At 61.5% G+C, this 17,157-nt stretch carries 16 protein-coding genes; 11 read left to right on the top strand and 5 right to left on the bottom strand.

The window, feature by feature from the left end:
- Position 1 precedes the first annotated feature (1 nt).
- From cobN to ACQZ40_RS03470, 5 genes are read left to right on the top strand one after another with little or no spacing between them, the layout of a single operon-like run.
- A complete protein-coding gene (gene cobN / locus ACQZ40_RS03450) occupies positions 2 to 3,352 on the top strand; it encodes a cobaltochelatase subunit CobN (protein ID WP_448747402.1) in 3,351 nt (1,116 codons plus the stop codon).
- Positions 3,352 to 4,707, top strand: coding sequence for a precorrin-3B synthase (gene cobG / locus ACQZ40_RS03455; RefSeq protein WP_448747403.1), 1,356 nt, complete (start codon positions 3,352 to 3,354; stop codon positions 4,705 to 4,707). Before cobN ends, cobG begins: the two co-directional genes overlap by 1 nt.
- Positions 4,704 to 5,336, top strand: coding sequence for a precorrin-8X methylmutase (locus ACQZ40_RS03460; protein ID WP_448747404.1), 633 nt, complete (start codon positions 4,704 to 4,706; stop codon positions 5,334 to 5,336). Before cobG ends, ACQZ40_RS03460 begins: the two co-directional genes overlap by 4 nt.
- Positions 5,333 to 6,100 carry a precorrin-2 C(20)-methyltransferase gene (locus ACQZ40_RS03465; protein WP_448747405.1) on the top strand — a complete coding sequence of 256 codons (768 nt, stop codon included), beginning with the start codon at positions 5,333 to 5,335 and terminating at the stop codon, positions 6,098 to 6,100. The genes ACQZ40_RS03460 and ACQZ40_RS03465 overlap by 4 nt, the downstream gene beginning before the upstream one ends.
- Positions 6,097 to 6,858, top strand: coding sequence for a precorrin-3B C(17)-methyltransferase (locus tag ACQZ40_RS03470; protein WP_448747406.1), 762 nt, complete (start codon positions 6,097 to 6,099; stop codon positions 6,856 to 6,858). Before ACQZ40_RS03465 ends, ACQZ40_RS03470 begins: the two co-directional genes overlap by 4 nt.
- Here the strand turns inward: ACQZ40_RS03470 and ACQZ40_RS03475 are convergent.
- Positions 6,825 to 7,607, bottom strand: a complete 783-nt coding sequence (locus ACQZ40_RS03475; protein ID WP_448747407.1) for a cobalt-precorrin-6A reductase — start codon at positions 7,605 to 7,607, stop codon at positions 6,825 to 6,827. The genes ACQZ40_RS03470 and ACQZ40_RS03475 overlap by 34 nt on opposite strands.
- Between ACQZ40_RS03475 and cbiE the strand changes: the two genes are divergently transcribed.
- From cbiE to cobM, 3 genes are read left to right on the top strand one after another with little or no spacing between them, the layout of a single operon-like run.
- Complete coding sequence (gene cbiE, locus ACQZ40_RS03480) at positions 7,606 to 8,865, top strand: precorrin-6y C5,15-methyltransferase (decarboxylating) subunit CbiE (RefSeq protein WP_448747408.1); 1,260 nt, start codon at positions 7,606 to 7,608, stop codon at positions 8,863 to 8,865. The genes ACQZ40_RS03475 and cbiE overlap by 2 nt on opposite strands.
- Complete coding sequence (locus ACQZ40_RS03485; RefSeq protein WP_065656856.1) at positions 8,859 to 9,278, top strand: cobalamin biosynthesis protein; 420 nt, start codon at positions 8,859 to 8,861, stop codon at positions 9,276 to 9,278. Before cbiE ends, ACQZ40_RS03485 begins: the two co-directional genes overlap by 7 nt.
- Positions 9,275 to 10,048, top strand: coding sequence for a precorrin-4 C(11)-methyltransferase (gene cobM / locus ACQZ40_RS03490; protein WP_448747409.1), 774 nt, complete (start codon positions 9,275 to 9,277; stop codon positions 10,046 to 10,048). The genes ACQZ40_RS03485 and cobM overlap by 4 nt, the downstream gene beginning before the upstream one ends.
- On the opposite strand, the gene ACQZ40_RS03495 is transcribed toward cobM, so the two are convergent.
- A complete protein-coding gene (locus ACQZ40_RS03495) occupies positions 10,003 to 11,133 on the bottom strand; it encodes a cobalt-precorrin-5B (C(1))-methyltransferase (protein WP_448747410.1) in 1,131 nt (376 codons plus the stop codon). The genes cobM and ACQZ40_RS03495 overlap by 46 nt on opposite strands.
- Positions 11,134 to 11,191: 58 nt before the next feature.
- Here ACQZ40_RS03495 and cobA point away from each other — a divergent pair, with 58 nt between their 5' ends.
- The 3 genes from cobA to ACQZ40_RS03510 all read left to right on the top strand — a co-directional run bounded on the left by cobA (position 11,192) and on the right by ACQZ40_RS03510 (position 14,766).
- Positions 11,192 to 11,980 carry a uroporphyrinogen-III C-methyltransferase gene (cobA, locus tag ACQZ40_RS03500; protein WP_220317759.1) on the top strand — a complete coding sequence of 263 codons (789 nt, stop codon included), beginning with the start codon at positions 11,192 to 11,194 and terminating at the stop codon, positions 11,978 to 11,980.
- The gene (locus ACQZ40_RS03505) at positions 11,977 to 13,293 is read left to right on the top strand and encodes a cobyrinate a,c-diamide synthase (RefSeq protein ID WP_080856882.1); all 1,317 of its coding nucleotides are present in this window, start codon (positions 11,977 to 11,979) and stop codon (positions 13,291 to 13,293) included. The genes cobA and ACQZ40_RS03505 overlap by 4 nt, the downstream gene beginning before the upstream one ends.
- Positions 13,294 to 13,515: 222 nt before the next feature.
- On the top strand, positions 13,516 to 14,766 hold the full coding sequence (locus tag ACQZ40_RS03510) for a cytochrome-c peroxidase (RefSeq protein ID WP_338810990.1): 1,251 nt from the start codon (positions 13,516 to 13,518) through the stop codon (positions 14,764 to 14,766).
- Here the strand turns inward: ACQZ40_RS03510 and leuB are convergent.
- The 3 genes from leuB to ACQZ40_RS03525 all read right to left on the bottom strand — a co-directional run bounded on the left by leuB (position 14,747) and on the right by ACQZ40_RS03525 (position 17,082).
- A complete protein-coding gene (leuB, locus tag ACQZ40_RS03515; RefSeq protein WP_065657028.1) occupies positions 14,747 to 15,859 on the bottom strand; it encodes a 3-isopropylmalate dehydrogenase in 1,113 nt (370 codons plus the stop codon). The two genes, ACQZ40_RS03510 and leuB, sit on opposite strands and share 20 nt — an antisense overlap.
- 221 nt (positions 15,860 to 16,080) lie before the next feature.
- Positions 16,081 to 16,686, bottom strand: coding sequence for a 3-isopropylmalate dehydratase small subunit (gene leuD / locus ACQZ40_RS03520; RefSeq protein ID WP_020809820.1), 606 nt, complete (start codon positions 16,684 to 16,686; stop codon positions 16,081 to 16,083).
- A gap of 165 nt (positions 16,687 to 16,851) precedes the next feature.
- Entirely contained in the window at positions 16,852 to 17,082 is a 231-nt protein-coding gene (locus ACQZ40_RS03525) for a hypothetical protein (RefSeq protein WP_020809819.1), read from the bottom strand.
- Positions 17,083 to 17,157: the final 75 nt, after the last annotated feature.

The raw sequence follows: 17,157 nt of genomic DNA on the forward strand, positions 1-17,157 counted from the left end.
GATGCACATCCTCGCCACCACATCCTCGTCTCTGGACGACCTGATCGAGCCGGTTGATCTCAACCAGCCCCGGTCGGATGTGGTGGTGCTGTCTTTTTCGGCAAGCGATCTGGCCGGCTTGGAACAGGCCTGGCGGCGAACACAGGTTGCGCTCCCCTCCGTGTCAGCCGCCAACCTCTCCGAGCTTCGACATCCCATGTCGGTCGATCTCTGGATCGAAAAGACGGCAGAACATGCCAGGGTTATTCTTATCCGGATTCTCGGTGGTGCGGAACGCTGGCGTTACGGTGTCGATCAGCTTTCCATTCTTGCGCGCAGGCGCGGCATCAAGCTTCTGCTTTTGCCGGGTGAGTGCAGCGAAAGGGACGAGAAACTGGAAGCGGCCTCGACCGTCGATCGGCGGATTTTGGCCTCGGTCCTCTCCTTCTTCCGTGAGGGCGGGCAGGAGAATATGGATCGGCTTGCCCTTGGTCTCGCCGCTCTTGCAAGGGGCGAGGCATGGCCGGATATTGAAGCCGAACCGCTGCCGAAAGCCGGTTTTTACCGGCCTGGCACGGGCGTTGTGGATAGGACGGAAGCCTGCGCGGGTTTTCCTGCCGGTGCGCCCGTTCTGCCCATTCTTTTTTACCGTTCCATGCTTCTGGCGGCAGATGCTGCACCGGTGGATGCGCTTTTCGAGGCGCTCTCGCAGCGCGGTTTTGCACCCTTGCCGATTTTTGTCAGTGGTCTGAAGGATGGCGAGGCGATCCGTTTTCTCGAAACGGTTCTGCCCGATCTGAAGCCCGCCACCATCATTGCCGCCACCGCCTTCGCCAGCCAGACGGATGACAATGACACAACGCTGTTCGACCGTCTCGGCGTGCCGGTGTTTCAGGTGGTGATGGCGACGACGCGGCGGGACGGATGGGCGGAAAACGCGCGGGGTCTCAATCCTTCCGATCTTGCCATGCATGTCGTCCTGCCGGAACTGGATGGCCGGATTCTCGCCGGTGCGATTTCTTTCAAACAGGCGCGCGTGGATGGCGGCGCGAGTTTGCTCAATGTACCCGAGGCTGATCGCGTCGAGCAGGTGGCAAATCGCATCGCCGCTTTCCTGCGGCTGAGGAATGCCCTTCCACGGGATCGCCGCATCGTCATTCTGATGCCCGATTATCCCGGTGCGGCACCTGGGCGAACCGGTTATGCCGTCGGTCTCGATGTGCCGCAAAGCGTTCTCGAAATGCTGCACGATCTTGCCGGGGCCGGTTATACGGTCAAGGATATTCCTAAGACCGCGCGGGCGCTGCTCGACTGTGTCGAACAGCAGGAAGCGGCAATTGATCTTTCCACCTACGAGGCTTTTTTCTCCGCCTTGCCGTCGGCATCTGCCGGGTCCATGAATGCGACATGGGGCGCGGCAACCGATGACGATGCACTCGTCGATGGCGCATTCCGGTTACGCATCGCCCGTTTCGGCGAAGTGTTCGTGGCGCTAGCACCTGACAGGGGCCGCAATGAGGATCGTCGGGCGGACTACCACGACCCTGTCCTGCCGCCGCGTCACGCGCTTGTTGCTTTCGGTGCATGGATGCAGCGGATTGCGGGTGCACATGCCATCGTGCATGTTGGCGCGCATGGAACGCTGGAATGGCTGCCGGGCAAGACGGTGGCGCTTTCCCGCAATTGTTTTCCCGAAATCGTCACCGGCTCGCTGCCGGTCGTCTATCCGTTCATCGTTTCCAATCCGGGCGAGGCGGCGGTCGCCAAGCGACGGATCGCGGCCGTGACCATCGGCCATGTCCCACCTGTGCTGGTCAATGCCGGGCTTTCGCCGGAACAGTCGGCGCTGGAGCAGCTGGTCGATGAATATGCGCAGGCGGATGGTCTGGATCGTCGCCGGCGTGACCGGCTGGCGAAACTGATCGTCGAGAAGGCGCTGGAGACCGGGCTTGCGGCGGAAGCGGGCGTGGCTGCGAAGGATGATGCCGATGCGGCCCTCTCACGCATCGACGCCTTTCTCTGCGATCTCAAGGATTTCGCCATCAAGGATGGCCAGCATATTTTTGGCCGCAGTGCCGAGAGTGAGGCCGACCTTCTGAGGCTTGAAAGCGCCAAATCGGAAAAAGCTGCGCTGCTGGCCGCGCTCGATGGCCGACATATCGTCGCCGGCCCTTCCGGCGCACCTGCGCGCGGACGCCTCGATGTGCTGCCCACGGGCCGCAATCTCTATGCCGCCGATCCGCGCACCATGCCGACGCCGACGGCGTTCGAGCTGGGCCGCATGGCGGGCGAAGAGGTGCTGCGCCATCATCTGCAGTCCCATGGCGACTGGCCGAAACATCTGGTTTTCGATCTGTGGGGCAGCGCCAGCCTGCGCAATGGCGGTGAGGATGTAGCGCAGGCGCTGCATCTGATGGGGGCGAGACCGATCCACGACCCCGCCACCGGCCGGGTCACCGGCATCGAGGTTCTGCCGCCGGCGAGCCTGGGGCGGCCGCGTGTCGACGTCACCTTTCGCATTTCCGGCCTGTTCCGCGACATGTTCCCGGTGCTGATCGCGCTTCTCGACGCCGCCGCCAAGGCCGTCGCGCGGCGGGAGGAAGCGCCGGGCGACAATCCGCTCGCGGAAGAGGCCGCCACGCTCGGGCATATTCCGGCGCGCATTTTCGGCTCCGCGCCCGGCACCTATGGTGCCGGTATCGAAGAAAAGCTGGCCAGCGGGAAATGGGACGAACGCGAGGAGTTGGGGCAGGCCTATCTCGATGCGGCGAGCCACGCTTTCGGTGGTGCGGACGGGCTGGAGATTTTCGAAGATACCGGTTTCGTGGAGCTGGTCAGGCGCGCCGATCTTCTGGTTCATACCGGTGACGATCCGGGCCGCGACCTTCTGGACGGTTCTTCGGATGTCGCCTTCATCGGCGGTTTTTCCGCCGCGAAAGCTGTGCTTGGCGGCGTCGCCGATATTGTTGCACTGGATACGACAGATCCGGCGCGCCCGCGTGCAAGGTCGATGACGCAGGCGCTGACGCGGGTGGTGCGCGCGCGCGCGATTAATCCCCGCTTCATTGCCGGTCAGATGCGGCACGGTCCGCGCGGCGCGGCAGAATTCCTCGAGACGGTGGACCGGTTGATCGGCTTTGCCGAAACCACCCATGCGGTGTCCTCCTCGTTGATCGAGTCGCTTTACGATGCCTATTTCGGCAATGAGGATGTGCGTGATTTCATTCTGCGGGAAAACCCGAAGGCGGCGCAGGTGATGGCCGAACGCTTTTTATCCGCCCGCCGTCGCGGGCTGTGGCACAGCCGCCGCAACGCGGTGGATGCGGAACTTGAAATGCTGGTCCTTCCGCGCCCCCAAAGGGTGGAGGCGTGATGATGGCCGCTGCCGATCCAGTTCAGCCATTCGGCCGCCGTGGCCTCTGCCCGGCCCTGTCCGCTCCTATGCGCACCGGCGACGGTTTTTTGTCGCGGATCGCTTTCGAGGCGGATATCGACCCGCGCGACATGGTGGTGCTTTGTCAGCTTGCCGAGCGGCATGGCAACGGATTGATCGACATTACCGCCCGCGGCAGCCTGCAATTTCGCGGCCTGACGCCGGAAAGCGCCTGCGCTCTGGAAAAAGATGTGCTGGCGCTGGATTTGCCGCTGCGTGCGGGGCTCGCGGTCGAGACGTCGCCTCTCGCCGGTCGGGATGACGCGGAGATTGCTGATGGTGGCCCTCTCGCCGCGGAGATTCGAAAAGAGGCCGACAGGCTCGCTCTCCACGAAAAGCTTGCCGCTAAAATGTCTGTCGTCATCGATGGCGGCGGGCGCCTCTCCATGGAAGATTTGCTGGCCGATATTCGCCTGAAAGCTGTGTCGCTTGATGGGCGGGCCGTCTGGCGATTGCTCGTGGGTGGGCAGGAAAACAGGGCGCTGAATGCCGGCTTGGTCGAGACGGACATAGCGGCGGGTGTCGTCCTGTCGCTGCTCGTCTATCTGGCCGGCGAAGGGCCGTTTGCCCGTGGCCGCGATCTGGACCATTCGACGATAAAAGCGATCTGCGGTGATCGCCTGCTGGATCGGGTGATTGTTGATGACGTCAGGGCGGCTTCTGCGCCTCTGGGACTGATGATGACGGGAAAGGATCGCTTCGCCATTGCTGTCGCGCCTGCTTTCGGGCAAATCCGGGCCTGCGATTTGTCGCATCTCTGCGAACGGGCCGGTACCCTCGGCATCACGGCCCTGCGGCCAGCACCAAACCATAGCCTGCTATTCTTTGGATCGTCATCTGCCTGCGGCGGATTGCTTGAGATTGCAAGGGCGGCCGGTTTCATCACGACGGCAGGTGACGCGCGCTCTTCCATTGCCGCCTGTCCCGGCGCGCCGGGCTGCGCTTCGGCTTTTCTTCCCACCCATGAGTTGGCCGCCTTTGCGTCTGAGGAATGCGCCTCGTTGCTGGATGGCTCCTTCACGCTGCATATTTCCGGCTGCGGCAAAGGTTGCGCGCACCCCGCGCCGTCGCTTCTCACTTTTTCCGGCACCGCCGATGGTCTGGCCTTTTCGATTTCGGGCCGCGCCGGTGACCTGCCGGATGGCATTTTACCTTTTCAGCATCAGAGGACGGCGCTTTCGCGGCTTGCCCGTCTTTACGAAAAAGAACATAAGCCCGGTGAAAACGCCGCCACCCTGTTTGCCCGGCTGGGCAAACAGGCGATCGGTGCGGCGCTTCGACAGGATGACCGATGACCGACTATGACTATATTCGCGACGGTAATGCGATCTATGAGCGCTCCTTCGCCATCATTCGCGAAGAAGCGGACTTATCCGCCTTTACCGAAGAGCAGGCGGATATCGCCATTCGCATGATCCACGCCTGCGGGCAGGTGGAGGCGGCCAGCCATTTCCGCTTTTCACCGGATTTTGTTTCCGCTGCACGTGGTGCTCTACGAGCCGGCAAGCCTGTTCTCTGCGATGCGGAAATGGTTGCCCATGGCGTGACGCGCGCGCGCCTTCCGGCTGATAATGATGTGGTTTGCACCCTTCGCGATGCCCGCACGCCGGAACTGGCGAAAAAGATCGGCAACACCCGCTCCGCCGCCGCACTCGATCTGTGGGCAGAGAAGCTGGATGGTGCTCTCGTTGCCATTGGCAATGCGCCGACTGCACTGTTCTATCTGCTCGAGATGCTGGAAAAAGGCGCCCCGCGCCCGGCCGCCATCATCGGCATGCCGGTTGGCTTTGTCGGTGCGGCGGAATCGAAAGACGCGCTGGAGGCAAGTTCGCTTGGCATTCCCTATGCCATCGTCAAGGGACGCATGGGCGGTTCGGCCATGACGGCTGCCGCTATAAATGCCGTTGCGAGGGCTGGCCTGTGAGTGCGGCTCTTTTTGAACATCCGAAGGGTAAACTCGTGGGCGTCGGCACCGGCCCCGGAGATCCCGAGCTTATGACGCTGAAGGCTGTCCGCGCCATTGAAAATGCCGATGTGCTTGCCTTCTTCTGCAAGAAAGGCAGCAGCGGCAATGGTCGCGGTATTGTCGAAGCTTTCATCCGGCCCGGAACGCTGGAAATGCCGCTGGTCTATCCGGTAACAGTCGAAAGCGATAAAAACGGCAACGATTACCGTGATGCCATCGCCGCCTTTTTCGATCAGTCGGCGAAGGACATCGCTGTACATCTCGAAGCCGGGCGCAACGTCGCCGTGCTGTCGGAAGGCGATCCGCTGTTTTATGGTTCTTATATGCACCTTCATCTGCGGCTTGCGCCATCTTACCCCGCGGAGGTCGTTGCTGGCATCACGGCCATGTCCGGTTGCTGGTCCATGGCTGGTTTGCCGCTGGTGCAAGGCGATGATATTTTGAGCGTACTTCCCGGCACGCTGGGTGAAGATGTGCTGACGGAACGTCTCTCCGGCACGGATGGCGCGGTGATCATGAAGGTGGGGCGCAACCTGCCGAAGATTCGCCGGGCGCTGGAAAAGGCCGGTAAGCTTGAAGACGCGCTTTATGTCGAACGTGGCACAATGGCCAACAGCCATGCGGTGCGGCTCATCGAACGCGATACATCGCCTGCCCCCTATTTTTCGCTGGTTCTGGTACCGGGCTGGAAAACCAGACCCTCTGCAGGTGAAAAGCCATGACCGGCAGGCTGGTCGTTGTCGGCCTCGGCCCCGGCAGTGCGGCGCAGGTAACGCCGGAGGCGCTTGTCGCCGTCGAGGCGTCGGAGGATTTCTTTGGCTATATTCCCTATCTCGACCGTCTATCGCTGAGACCCGATCAACGCCGCCATGCTTCGGACAATCGTGAGGAAATCTCACGCGCCGAACAGGCGCTGCGGCTTGCGGCTTCCGGCGGCAGAGTCTGTGTGGTGTCAGGCGGCGATCCCGGTGTTTTCGCCATGGCGGCTGCGGTTTGCGAGGCGATCGAAAGTGGCCCCGCCGAATGGCGCGATATCGATTTCTCCGTCGTGCCGGGTGTGACTGCCATGCTGGCCGTGGCAGCAAAGGCCGGCGCGCCGCTTGGCCATGATTTCTGCGCCATTTCGCTGTCGGATAATCTGAAACCCTGGGGCATCATTGAAAAACGGCTGATCGCGGCGGCGGAAGCAGGCTTTGTGATGGCTTTCTACAATCCCGTCAGCAAGTCGCGGCCGCACCAGCTAGGTACCGCTTTTGATTTGTTGAGGGCGCATTTGCCCGGTTCAGTGCCGGTGATTTTTGGTCGTGCGGCAGGCCGGGCGGATGAGCGTATTCGGGTCGTGTCTCTTTCGGAAGCCTCGAGCGATATGGCGGATATGGCCACCTGCATCATCGTCGGCTCGGTTGAAACCCGTCTGATCGAACGTTCCGGCAAAGAACCGCTGGTTTATTCGCCGCGTTTTTCGAGAAGAGAGAGCTGATGGCGAATGGCGGTGAGCGCAGCTGCAATATCCGCCACGGTCGCGCCATCCAGGGGCGCGTCGTTCCGCTGTCGCGGCCGGTCGATCATGATGACCGGCAGGCGAAGCCGTCTTGCAGCTTCGATCTTGCCATAGCTCGCGCTGCCGCCGGAGTTTTTCGAGACCACCGTCTCGATGCGGTTTTCTTCCAGCATGCGGATTTCGTCGTCCAGCGCAAAGGGGCCGCGCGCGGTAATATAGCGCGCATGCGGCAGTTTCAGTGGCGGCTCCACCGGGTCGACGCTGCGGATGAGATAGTTGTGCTGGGGCGCGGCTTCGAAAGGAAGAAGCTCCTGTCGGCCGAGCGCCAGAAACGCGCGCCTGCCTTCGCTGCCGAGCGCGGTGACAGCCTGTTCGACGCTGTTCACCTCACGCCACCTGTCACCCGGCTGGCGCTGCCAGGCAGGACGCGAAAGGACGACCAGCGGAACTTTGGCAAGCCCTGCGGCCTCAATGGCATTGGCGGAAATCTTCGCCGCATAGGGATGGGTGGCGTCCACCAGAATATCGAAATTCTCTGCGCGAATGAAATCCGCGAGACCGCCCGCGCCGCCAAAACCGCCGCTGCGCATCGGCACCGGCTGTTCGACCGGCGAGAGCGTGCGACCGGCCATGGAGAGCAGAATTCGGTAGCCGGATTCTTCGGCCAGCCTGCCGGCCAGAATGCGGGCATCCGCCGTGCCGCCAAGGATGAGTATGGAGCGTGTCATGACTTCTGAATATTCTGGAACGAGCGATGCTTCCACAGAAAAGAAAGAGAAGCCCTGGCTTTCCATCGTCGGCATTGGCGAGGATGGGCTAGAGGGGCTGGGCCGGAATGCGATAGAGGCGATAGAAGCGGCCGAGGTGGTTTTCGGCGGCAAACGCCATCTGGAACTGGCGGCCGCAGCCATCCAAGGTGAAGCACGGCGCTGGCCGGTGCCGTTCGATACGGATATAAGCGATGTCGTAGCGCTGCGTGGCAAGCGGGTTTGTGTGCTGGCTTCCGGCGATCCGTTCTTTTATGGCGTCGGTGTTACGCTTCTGCGACGTATCGATGCGGGTGAGACAGTTTGTTATCCCTCGCCCTCCGCTTTCTCGCTGGCTGCCGCACGGCTCGGTTGGGCGCTGCAAGCGGTCGACTGCGTTTCGCTGCACGGACGTTCCATCGATCTCCTGCGGCCGTATCTTCATGCCGGTGCGCGGATCATCGCGCTCACCTCGGACGCTCACGCGCCGGCCTTGATCGCGGAATTGTTGTCCGATTTGGGTTTCGGCCAGTCGGAATTCGTCTTGCTTGAAGCCTTGGGCGGAGAGCGGGAGAAGCGGCGGCAGGTCAAGGCGGTTGATTTTACGTTTGCTGATATTGATGCACTGAATGTGGTGGCGATTGATGTCGTGGCTGATGAAGGTGCGCGTATTCTGCCTTTCACATGTGGGCTTGATGACAGCCTATTCGAACATGACGGGCAGATCACCAAGCGTGAAATCCGCGCCGTGACACTTTCTTCTCTTGCCCCACGGCGGGGCGAGTTGCTGTGGGATATCGGTGCCGGTTCGGGTTCGATCGGCATCGAATGGATGCTGTCCCATCCCTCGCTCCGTGCCATCGCCATAGAGCAACACCCGGAAAGGGCGGAGCGTATCGCCCGCAATGCCGAAGCTTTCGGTGTGCCGGCGCTTGAGGTCATGATCGGCGCGGCCCCTGCGGCTTTTGAAGGCCTGCCTCAGCCGGATGCTATTTTCATGGGTGGCGGCGGCAGTGAAGCGGGCGTGCTTGAGGGTGCCATGGAGGCCCTGAAACCGGGCGGGCGGCTGGTTGCCAATGCGGTGACACTGGAAATGGAGGCCGTGCTGCTTGCCGCCCACGCGCGGCACGGCGGATCGATGATCCGCCTGGATGTGTCGCGAGTGACGGCCGTTGGCTCCATGTCGGGCTGGCGTCCGGCAATGCCGGTGACGCAGTGGAGTTGGAACAAGCCATGGTGACCGTGGCTGGCATAGGCTGTCGCAGAGGCACGGGTTCAGATGCTGTTGTTGCCGCCGTGCGCGCTGCGGAGCATGCTTTGGGCATGATGGCGGAATGCCTGGCGACTGCGCCGCTCAAGGCCGATGAAGCCGGTCTTGTGGAGGCGGCGAAGAGCTTGTCGCTGTCGCTTGAAATCGTATCGCAGGAACGGCTTGAGGCGGTTGCTTCGAAAACAATGACATTTTCACAGGCAAGCCTTGATCATGCCGGCTCGCCAAGTGTCAGTGAAGCGGCGGCGCTTGCCGCCGCCGGAGAGAATGCAAGGCTGGTCGCGCCGCGTCTTGTGGTTGGCGATGTGACGGTGGCCATCGCAACGACTGCCGATGCCCCACGAGATAGCGGCTGCGCCATCGAACATGGAGAACAACAATGACGGTTCATTTCATCGGCGCCGGCCCGGGTGCTGCCGATCTCATTACGGTGCGCGGGCGCGATCTAATCGCTGCCTGCCCGGTGTGTCTTTATGCCGGCTCGCTGGTTCCGAAGGCGCTCATCGATTATTGCCCTCCAGGCGCCCGCATCGTCGATACGGCAGCACTTTCGCTTGACGAGATCGAGGCGGAATTCGTGGCCGCAGCAGAGGCCGGCAAGGATGTGGCGCGGCTGCATTCCGGCGATCTTTCCGTCTGGAGCGCCATGGGCGAGCAGATCCGCCGTCTGGAGCGACTGGGTCTCGATTATACCGTCACGCCCGGCGTGCCTTCCTTTGCCGCTGCGGCCGCCACTTTGCAGCGGGAACTGACGGTGCCGGAAGTGGCGCAGAGCCTTGTGCTGACCCGCATTTCCGGGCGCGCATCGAAGATGCCTGACGGTGAGACGCTGGAGGCTTTCGGTGCGACGGGCGCGACGCTTGCCGTCCATCTCGCCATTCATGCCATCGGCAAGGTGGTGGAAGAGCTGACGCCGCTTTACGGTTCGGATTGCCCGGTCGCTATCGTCGTACGCGCCTCCTGGCCGGATGAGCGGGTCATTCGCGGCACGCTGTTCGACATTGAGGACAAGCTCGCCGCCGAACCGGTGGAGCGGACCGCCCTTATCTTCGTCGGGCGTGGACTTGCCTCCACGGATTTTCGCGAAAGCGCGCTTTATAGCACCGACTATGTCCGGCGGTTCCGCTCTCCGAAGGAAGATGCAAAGGGCTGATGCGACGGCGTGGAGGCGGTGCGGCCCTTGAGCGCGCCCTGACGATCGAACACCAGAATATCGAGCGCAATGGCCGGCGTCTTCAGCGCCGCCGCTGCGGTTACCCAGGCTTTTTCCGCAACTACCGCACCGAGGTCTATCCCCGCGCCTTCGGCCAATTCGAAGGCGTGTGCGACCATGTTGGCCTGACGGATGGCAAGGGCGAGATTTTCATCTCCTCCGGCTTCCGTCGCCAATGCCGCCAGCGCATCGAGATCGGCCAGCCCCTTTTTGGAGTGCACGTCGAGCATGCCCTGGGCGAGCTTGGTCATCTTGGCGACACCGCCGGCAATCGTCACCCGCTCGACGGGGTGGCTGCGCAGATATTTCAGCATGCCGCCGATGAAATCGCCCATGTCGATCAGTGCGGTTTCCGGCAGATCGTAAAGCGTCTGCCCGGCTTTTTCGGAGGTGTTGCCGGTAGCGCCAAGCACATGGGTGCATGCGGTCGCACGCGCCACATCGATGCCGCGCCAGATCGAGTGGATCCATGCCGAGCAGGAAAAGGGAATGACGATGCCGGTGGTGCCGAGGATGGAAATGCCACCCAAGATGCCGAGCCTGCCGTTCAGGGTTTTTTCCGCCAGTTTTTCGCCGTCGCGGACGGAAATCTCGACCTCGAAATCGGCCTCCTCGCCAGCCACTTCGCGAATGGCGGTTTCGATCATCTTGCGCGGCACGGGGTTGATGGCGGGTTCTCCCGGCGGCAGGGGCAGGCCCGGCCGGGTGATGGTGCCGACGCCCTTTCCGGCCTTGAAGATAATCCCGCGTCCCGGTTGACCTCGCCGCACCGTGCTTTCGATCAGGGCACCGTGGGTAACGTCCGGATCGTCTCCGGCATCCTTGACGACGCCGGCGCGCGCGAAGTTTTCGCCTTTTTCCTCGGTGGCGAGGGAAAATGCCGGTCTCGCGCCGCTTGGAAGTTCGACCTCGACAGGGTAAGGAAACTCGCCGGTCAGAAGGGCGGCGCAGGCCGCCTTCGTGGCGGCTGCCGCGCAGGTGCCCGTGGTCCAGCCGCGGCGAAGGGTCTTTCTATCCGTATCCATATGAATTTCTATAGCCGGGACGGCTTTTTCCGTCATCGTTAAAAAGCAGCCAGGAAGAATGTCGATAGCGCAGATTTTGAACAGCATTGCCGCAAAAGGTCCGGTCTTCGAAGCCGGCCACGTCTGGCTCGCGGGCGCAGGGCCGGGCGATGTGCGTTATCTGACGCTGGAAGTGGCGCTCGCGCTGTCTCAGGCCGATATTATCGTGCGCGATGCGCTGGTGAGCGACGAAGTCATAGCGCTTGGTCCGCAGGCGGAGATTGTGTTTGCGGGCAAAAGGGGTGGCAAGCCTTCTGCGACGCAGGATGACATTACTGCTTCGCTGATCGATTTCGCTAGCCAAGGCAAAAAGGTGCTGCGGCTGAAGGGCGGTGATCCCTTTATTTTCGGGCGCGGCGGTGAAGAGGCGGAGGCGCTTGTCCATGCCGGCATTCCGTTCCGCATATTGCCGGGCATGACCTCGTCGTTCACCGCGCTTGCTTCCGCCCGCATCCCCGCCACCATGCGCGGCATCAGCCGCGCGGTGACGCTGGCCACGGGCCACGCGGCGGGCACCGAAGAGGATCTGGACTGGCTGGCGCTTTCGAAAACACGCGAACCCATCGTCGTTTATATGGGGCTGAAGAATATCGGCACGATTGCCAGCCTTTTGATGCAGGGTGGGCGTTCCCGCGAAACGCCGGTCGCCGTCATCATGTCGGCAACGACGGCGCAGGAGCGGATTTTCATCGGCTCGCTGGAAAGCATAGCTGACGATGCAATCAGGCAAAATTTCGAGGCGCCGGCTTTGATCGTCATCGGCGAGATTGTTTCGATGCGCGCGCGTCTTGGAGTTTCCGGCTCATGACGGCGCGGGCGATCATCATCGGTGCGCCGCGTTCGGGTTCCGGCAAGACCAGCGTAACTATCGGTCTGCTCCGGGCCTTTGCCCGACGCGGCATCAAGGTGCGCGGCATCAAGACCGGGCCTGACTACATCGATCCCGGTTTCCATACCTTCGCCACCGGCACAGCCGGCCTCAATCTGGACAGCTGGGCCATGCGGCCGGAATTGCTGCGGCACCTGTTTTCGCAGCAGGCCGAGGATACGGAGCTTGTTCTGATCGAAAGCGCCATGGGCCTGTTCGACGGCATTCCGGTTGCGGAAAATCGCACAGGTTCGGCGGCGGATTTGGCGCGGCTGTTCGGCATTCCCGTGTTGCTGGTGCTGGATGTGTCCGGCCAATCGCAGACGGCCGCTGCCGTCGCCCATGGTTTTGCCCACTACGATCCGGCCGTTACCATGGCGGCGGTGGTGCTGAACCGGGCGGGCAGCGAAAGACACCGGACGCTGTGCACGGAAGCCATCGAAAAAATCGGCCTTCCTGTTGCCGGCTGTGTGCTGCGTGATCCTTCGCTCATCCTGCCTGAACGGCATCTGGGGCTGGTGCAGGCCAGCGAACATCCGGAAATCGATGCGCATATCGAACGGCTCGCGGATGCGATGGAAAAATCCATCGATCTCGATGCCCTGCTTTCACTCGCCGCGCCGGTGAATGTGCCTTCTGGCTCGGTGGACGCGGCGATTGCACCGCCCGGCCAGCGCATCGCGCTGGCAGAGGATGCGGCGTTCACTTTCCTTTATCCGCATCTCAGAAAGCATTGGCAGGCGGCCGGGGCCGAGATCGTGCCGTTCTCGCCGCTCGCGGATGAGGCGCCCGACGGGAGCTGCGATATCTGCTGGCTGCCGGGTGGGTATCCCGAGCTTTTTGCCGGAAAGCTTGCGGATGCGGCTGGTTTCAAGGCGGGTATTGCCCGCTTTGCCGCGGCAAAGCCTGTTCATGGCGAGTGCGGCGGCTACATGGTGCTGGGCGAGGCGCTGGAAGATGCGGATGGCGTGACCCATGCCATGACCGGGCTTCTGTCGCATGCCACCAGCTTTGCGACGCGCAAGATGAATCTCGGCTACCGGCAGGCAACAATCGCGGCAAGCGGACCGCTCGGCGCGGTGGGAGATGTTCTGCGCGGCCATGAATTCCATTATGCTCGGGTTACCGATCCCGGTCGCGATGAGCCCTTCGCCCAGATTGCGGACGGGCAGGGTCGTCCGCTCGGGCCATCAGGTGGCAGAAGAGGGTTTGTCTCGGGCACCTTTTTCCATGCCATCGCCAGAGGCAGTTGATCGTTTCCGGGTTTGGTCCGTGGACCTGCGGCAAAGTGGACCAAGCTGCGAAAGTTTGTAGGCCTGGATCACGGGAAAGTGCTATAGATTTCTTTATAGGGCATGGAAGCACGGAGTTATCTCCCGTGATCCATGTTCGGTGAAGCGCGGCAGGACCGAAAGCCGCTTCATATGTCCCGGTCCGAACCTGCTCTCGCGCATTTATATCGAGGGTGCCTACCGATGATGAAACCCGGATTTTTTGTCTCCGCTGCTCTTGCCGCATCCATTCTGCTGGCCCCCTTGGGCACCGGTGTCGATGGTATGGCTGCCCACGGCGGTGAAGACTATGCGACGCTGGAAAAACTGGGTGCCGCGCTATTCGACGATCCCAGTCTTTCGATGAACCGCACCATGGCCTGTTCCACCTGCCATATGCAGGCCGCCGGTTTTTCCGATGCGCGGGAGAGCGACAAGGTGGGACGGGATGTATCGCTTGGCGATGACGGCATTTCACTGGGCGACCGCAACGCGCCGACTGCAGCTTATGCTCGCTTCACGCCGCCATTCGGCAGGAATGCGGCGGGAGAATATGTCGGCGGGCAGTTCTGGGATGGCCGCGCCTCCCTGCTTGAAGATCAGGCGGGCGGTCCGCCGCTCAATCCCCTCGAAATGGGCATGCCGGACAAGGCCTCGGTCGTCAAACGGCTCAGGGAAAACCCGGATTATGTCGCGGCTTTCGGCACGCAGTTCGGCAAGGATGTTTTTGCGAGCGACGACACCGCCTATGCCGCGATGACGAAGGCGCTGGCGAGCTTTGAGCGTTCGGATGAGTTCTCCACCTTCGATTCCAAATATGACCGCTTCCTGCGCGGTGAGGAGAAGCTGACCGATCAGGAAGAGCTGGGTCGGGTCCTGATCTCCTCGACGCAATTCACCAATTGCAATACCTGCCATGAAATCCGCGGCGCCAAGGGCCTGGAGGACGGCCTCTTCACCAACCACAAATATTTCAACATCGGCGTTCCCGCCAATATATCGGTTCGGGCCGTGAACGGCTCCAAGCCGGGCGCGGTCGATCTGGGTCTGGCGCAAAATCCTGAAGTTGCCGGCGATACCGCCCAGCGTGGCAAGTTCAAGGTGCCGACGTTGCGCAATGTCGCCGTCACCGGTCCTTACATGCACAATGGTGTGTTTAAGGATTTGCGTACGGTAGTGCTGTTTTATGTGAAATATAAAAGCAAGAAGCCGAGCCGCCAGATCAATCCGGAAACGGGTAAGACGTGGGATGCGCCGGAAGTGCCTGAAAATATCGCCATGGCGGAACTGACATCCGCGCCGGCGCTGGACGACAAGCGTGTGGACGCCATCGTCGCCTTTCTGAAAACGCTGACTGACAAAAGATATGAGCATCTTCTGCCGAAGGAAGATGGGCAGGCAAAGGTGCCGCCTGCCCAACCGGTTTCGTCGAGCCTTACGCCGAAAGCGCCTTGAATTCGGCGAGAACCGCGTCGCCCATTTCAGAGGTGCCGACCTGACGGCTGCCCTCGGCCATGATGTCGGCGGTGCGGATGCCCTTGTCGAGCACGTTTGCGATCGCTGCTTCGAGCTTCGTTGCCTCATCCACCATGTTGAACGAGTAACGCAGGCACATGGCGAAGGACGCGATCATGGCGATGGGGTTGGCGATGCCCTTGCCGGCAATATCCGGGGCCGAACCGTGGACCGGCTCATACATGGCCTTGCGCTTGCCCGTCTTGGCGTCAGGCGCGCCGAGCGAAGCGGACGGCAGCATGCCGAGCGAGCCGGTGAGCATGGCGGCGACGTCGGAGAGCATGTCGCCGAAGAGGTTGTCGGTTACGATCACATCGAACTGCTTGGGCTTGCGCACCAGCTGCATACCGCCGGCATCGGCCAGCATATGTTCCAGCTGAACATCCTTGAACTTGGCGGCGTGGGTTTCGGTGACCACCTGGTTCCAAAGAACGCCGGATTTCATGACGTTGCGCTTTTCCATCGAGCAGACGCGGTTGTCGCGGGTGCGGGCCAGTTCGAAAGCGACGCTGGCGATACGCTCGATCTCGAAAGTGTCGTAAATCTGCGTGTCGATGCCGCGCTTCTGGCCGTTGCCGAGATCGATGATCTGCTTCGGCTCACCGAAATAAACACCGCCCGTCAGCTCGCGGACGATGAGGATATCGAGGCCTTCGACCAGTTCCGGCTTCAGCGAAGAGGCCGCGGCAAGCGCCGGGTAGCAGATGGCCGGGCGCAGATTGGCGAAAAGTTCGAGATCCTTGCGCAGGCGAAGCAGACCGGCTTCCGGGCGGTGCTCGTAGGGGACGCCATCCCATTTCGGGCCGCCGACGGCGCCGAACAGGATCGCATCGGCGGCAAGCGCCTTTTCCATATCCGCATCGGAAATCGCCACGCCATGGGCGTCATAAGCAGAGCCGCCGACCAGACCTTCCGCAACGGTGAAGCCGGCATTGTGCGCGCTGTTCATATAATCGATCAGCTTGCGAACTTCGGCCATGGCTTCGGGGCCGATACCGTCACCGGGCAGCAGGAAAAGCGAACGGACTGTCATGAGAACCCTCCTTGGGCGGTGCGCCGGAAAACATCCTGAAGGGTTTTCGATTGCGGCGAACGCGGCGTCAAACTCGTTTCCCTCCTGCACATGAGAAGTCGTATCGTGGCCGGACGGGATCGGAGGCTTCTTATCTCCGCCTCAAGGGCTTTTCAAGCAAAGCAAAAGCCGATCCGGTACTGTTTGGTACGGGATCGGCTTTTTTGAAGAGCGAAATGTGGTCAGGCCCAGGGGCGGACCGAGGCGTTTGCCTTTTCGAACGTGTCGATGGCGCCCGAATGTTCGAGCGTCAGGCCGATATCGTCCAGACCGTTCAGCATGCAATGGCGCTTGAATTCATCGATCTCGAAGGTGATCGTACCGCCATCGGGGCCGCTGATTTCCTGACTTTCCAGATCGACGGAGAGAACGGCGTTCGATCCGCGCGACGCATCGTCCAGCAACTTTTCGAGGTTCTCGGGACTGACGACGATCGGCAGGATGCCGTTCTTGAAACAGTTATTGTAGAAGATGTCGGCGAAGCTGGTGGAGATCACGCAGCGGATGCCAAAATCGAGAAGCGCCCATGGCGCATGTTCGCGCGAAGAGCCGCAACCAAAATTGTCACCGGCGACAAGAATCTGGGCGTTCTGGTAGGCGGGCTTGTTCAGTACGAAATCCGGATTGGGTGAACCATCCTCAAGATAACGCGACTCGGCGAAGAGGCCCTTGCCGAGGCCGGTGCGCTTGATGGTCTTCAGATAGTCTTTCGGAATGATCATATCGGTGTCGATATTGACCACCGGCATGGGCGCGGCAACGCCCGTCAGCTTGGTGAATTTTTCCATCTGTCGCTTCCCGTGTTTCCCTTCAACAAAATCCGGGGCTGGTTAAAGCTCACCGGACGTGTTCTGCCGGGAAATACTGCAAAACTCATCACTTTAGAAGCGCAAACCCGCGTTCTTCGGTACGCCGCGCGCGGCGCTCTGGCATTTTGCCGATTCGAGACGATCTCAGAGATCGATAATCGTGCCCTTGCCGTCGTTCCAGACGCGCATATCGCGCTGGTTACGGGGCTTGACCGGAATGGGGGCCGGCTTCAGACGCGCGGAAAGCAGGCGGGCAGCACTGAGAACCGCGAGCACGCCGATAAAAGCGACCGTGAGCGACGCGGTGAAAAGGGCGACTATCGCGAGAATTGCAATGCCGGATGCGGCGATGAAAAACGAACGTATGCCTTGCATGATCCAAACCTTTCTATCCAGACGAATGTGGGCCTTCTTCTTCCGGCTTGCAAGAGGATTCAGTGGATTGTCAGC

It is taken from the genome of Agrobacterium sp. 16-172Ci (assembly GCF_053522725.1).

What these genes read in the sequence shown, in the direction of transcription:
- cobN (WP_448747402.1), top strand. Translation starts at nt 2, where the DNA reads ATGCACATCCTCGCCACCACATCCTCGTCTCTGGACGACCTGATCGAG.
- cobG (WP_448747403.1), top strand. Translation starts at nt 3,352, where the DNA reads ATGATGGCCGCTGCCGATCCAGTTCAGCCATTCGGCCGCCGTGGCCTC.
- ACQZ40_RS03460 (WP_448747404.1), top strand. Translation starts at nt 4,704, where the DNA reads ATGACCGACTATGACTATATTCGCGACGGTAATGCGATCTATGAGCGC.
- ACQZ40_RS03470 (WP_448747406.1), top strand. Translation starts at nt 6,097, where the DNA reads ATGACCGGCAGGCTGGTCGTTGTCGGCCTCGGCCCCGGCAGTGCGGCG.
- cbiE (WP_448747408.1), top strand. Translation starts at nt 7,606, where the DNA reads ATGACTTCTGAATATTCTGGAACGAGCGATGCTTCCACAGAAAAGAAA.
- ACQZ40_RS03475 (WP_448747407.1), bottom strand. Translation starts at nt 7,607, where the DNA reads ATGACACGCTCCATACTCATCCTTGGCGGCACGGCGGATGCCCGCATT.
- ACQZ40_RS03485 (WP_065656856.1), top strand. Translation starts at nt 8,859, where the DNA reads ATGGTGACCGTGGCTGGCATAGGCTGTCGCAGAGGCACGGGTTCAGAT.
- cobM (WP_448747409.1), top strand. Translation starts at nt 9,275, where the DNA reads ATGACGGTTCATTTCATCGGCGCCGGCCCGGGTGCTGCCGATCTCATT.
- ACQZ40_RS03495 (WP_448747410.1), bottom strand. Translation starts at nt 11,133, where the DNA reads ATGGATACGGATAGAAAGACCCTTCGCCGCGGCTGGACCACGGGCACC.
- cobA (WP_220317759.1), top strand. Translation starts at nt 11,192, where the DNA reads ATGTCGATAGCGCAGATTTTGAACAGCATTGCCGCAAAAGGTCCGGTC.
- ACQZ40_RS03505 (WP_080856882.1), top strand. Translation starts at nt 11,977, where the DNA reads ATGACGGCGCGGGCGATCATCATCGGTGCGCCGCGTTCGGGTTCCGGC.
- ACQZ40_RS03510 (WP_338810990.1), top strand. Translation starts at nt 13,516, where the DNA reads ATGATGAAACCCGGATTTTTTGTCTCCGCTGCTCTTGCCGCATCCATT.
- leuB (WP_065657028.1), bottom strand. Translation starts at nt 15,859, where the DNA reads ATGACAGTCCGTTCGCTTTTCCTGCTGCCCGGTGACGGTATCGGCCCC.
- leuD (WP_020809820.1), bottom strand. Translation starts at nt 16,686, where the DNA reads ATGGAAAAATTCACCAAGCTGACGGGCGTTGCCGCGCCCATGCCGGTG.
- ACQZ40_RS03525 (WP_020809819.1), bottom strand. Translation starts at nt 17,082, where the DNA reads ATGCAAGGCATACGTTCGTTTTTCATCGCCGCATCCGGCATTGCAATT.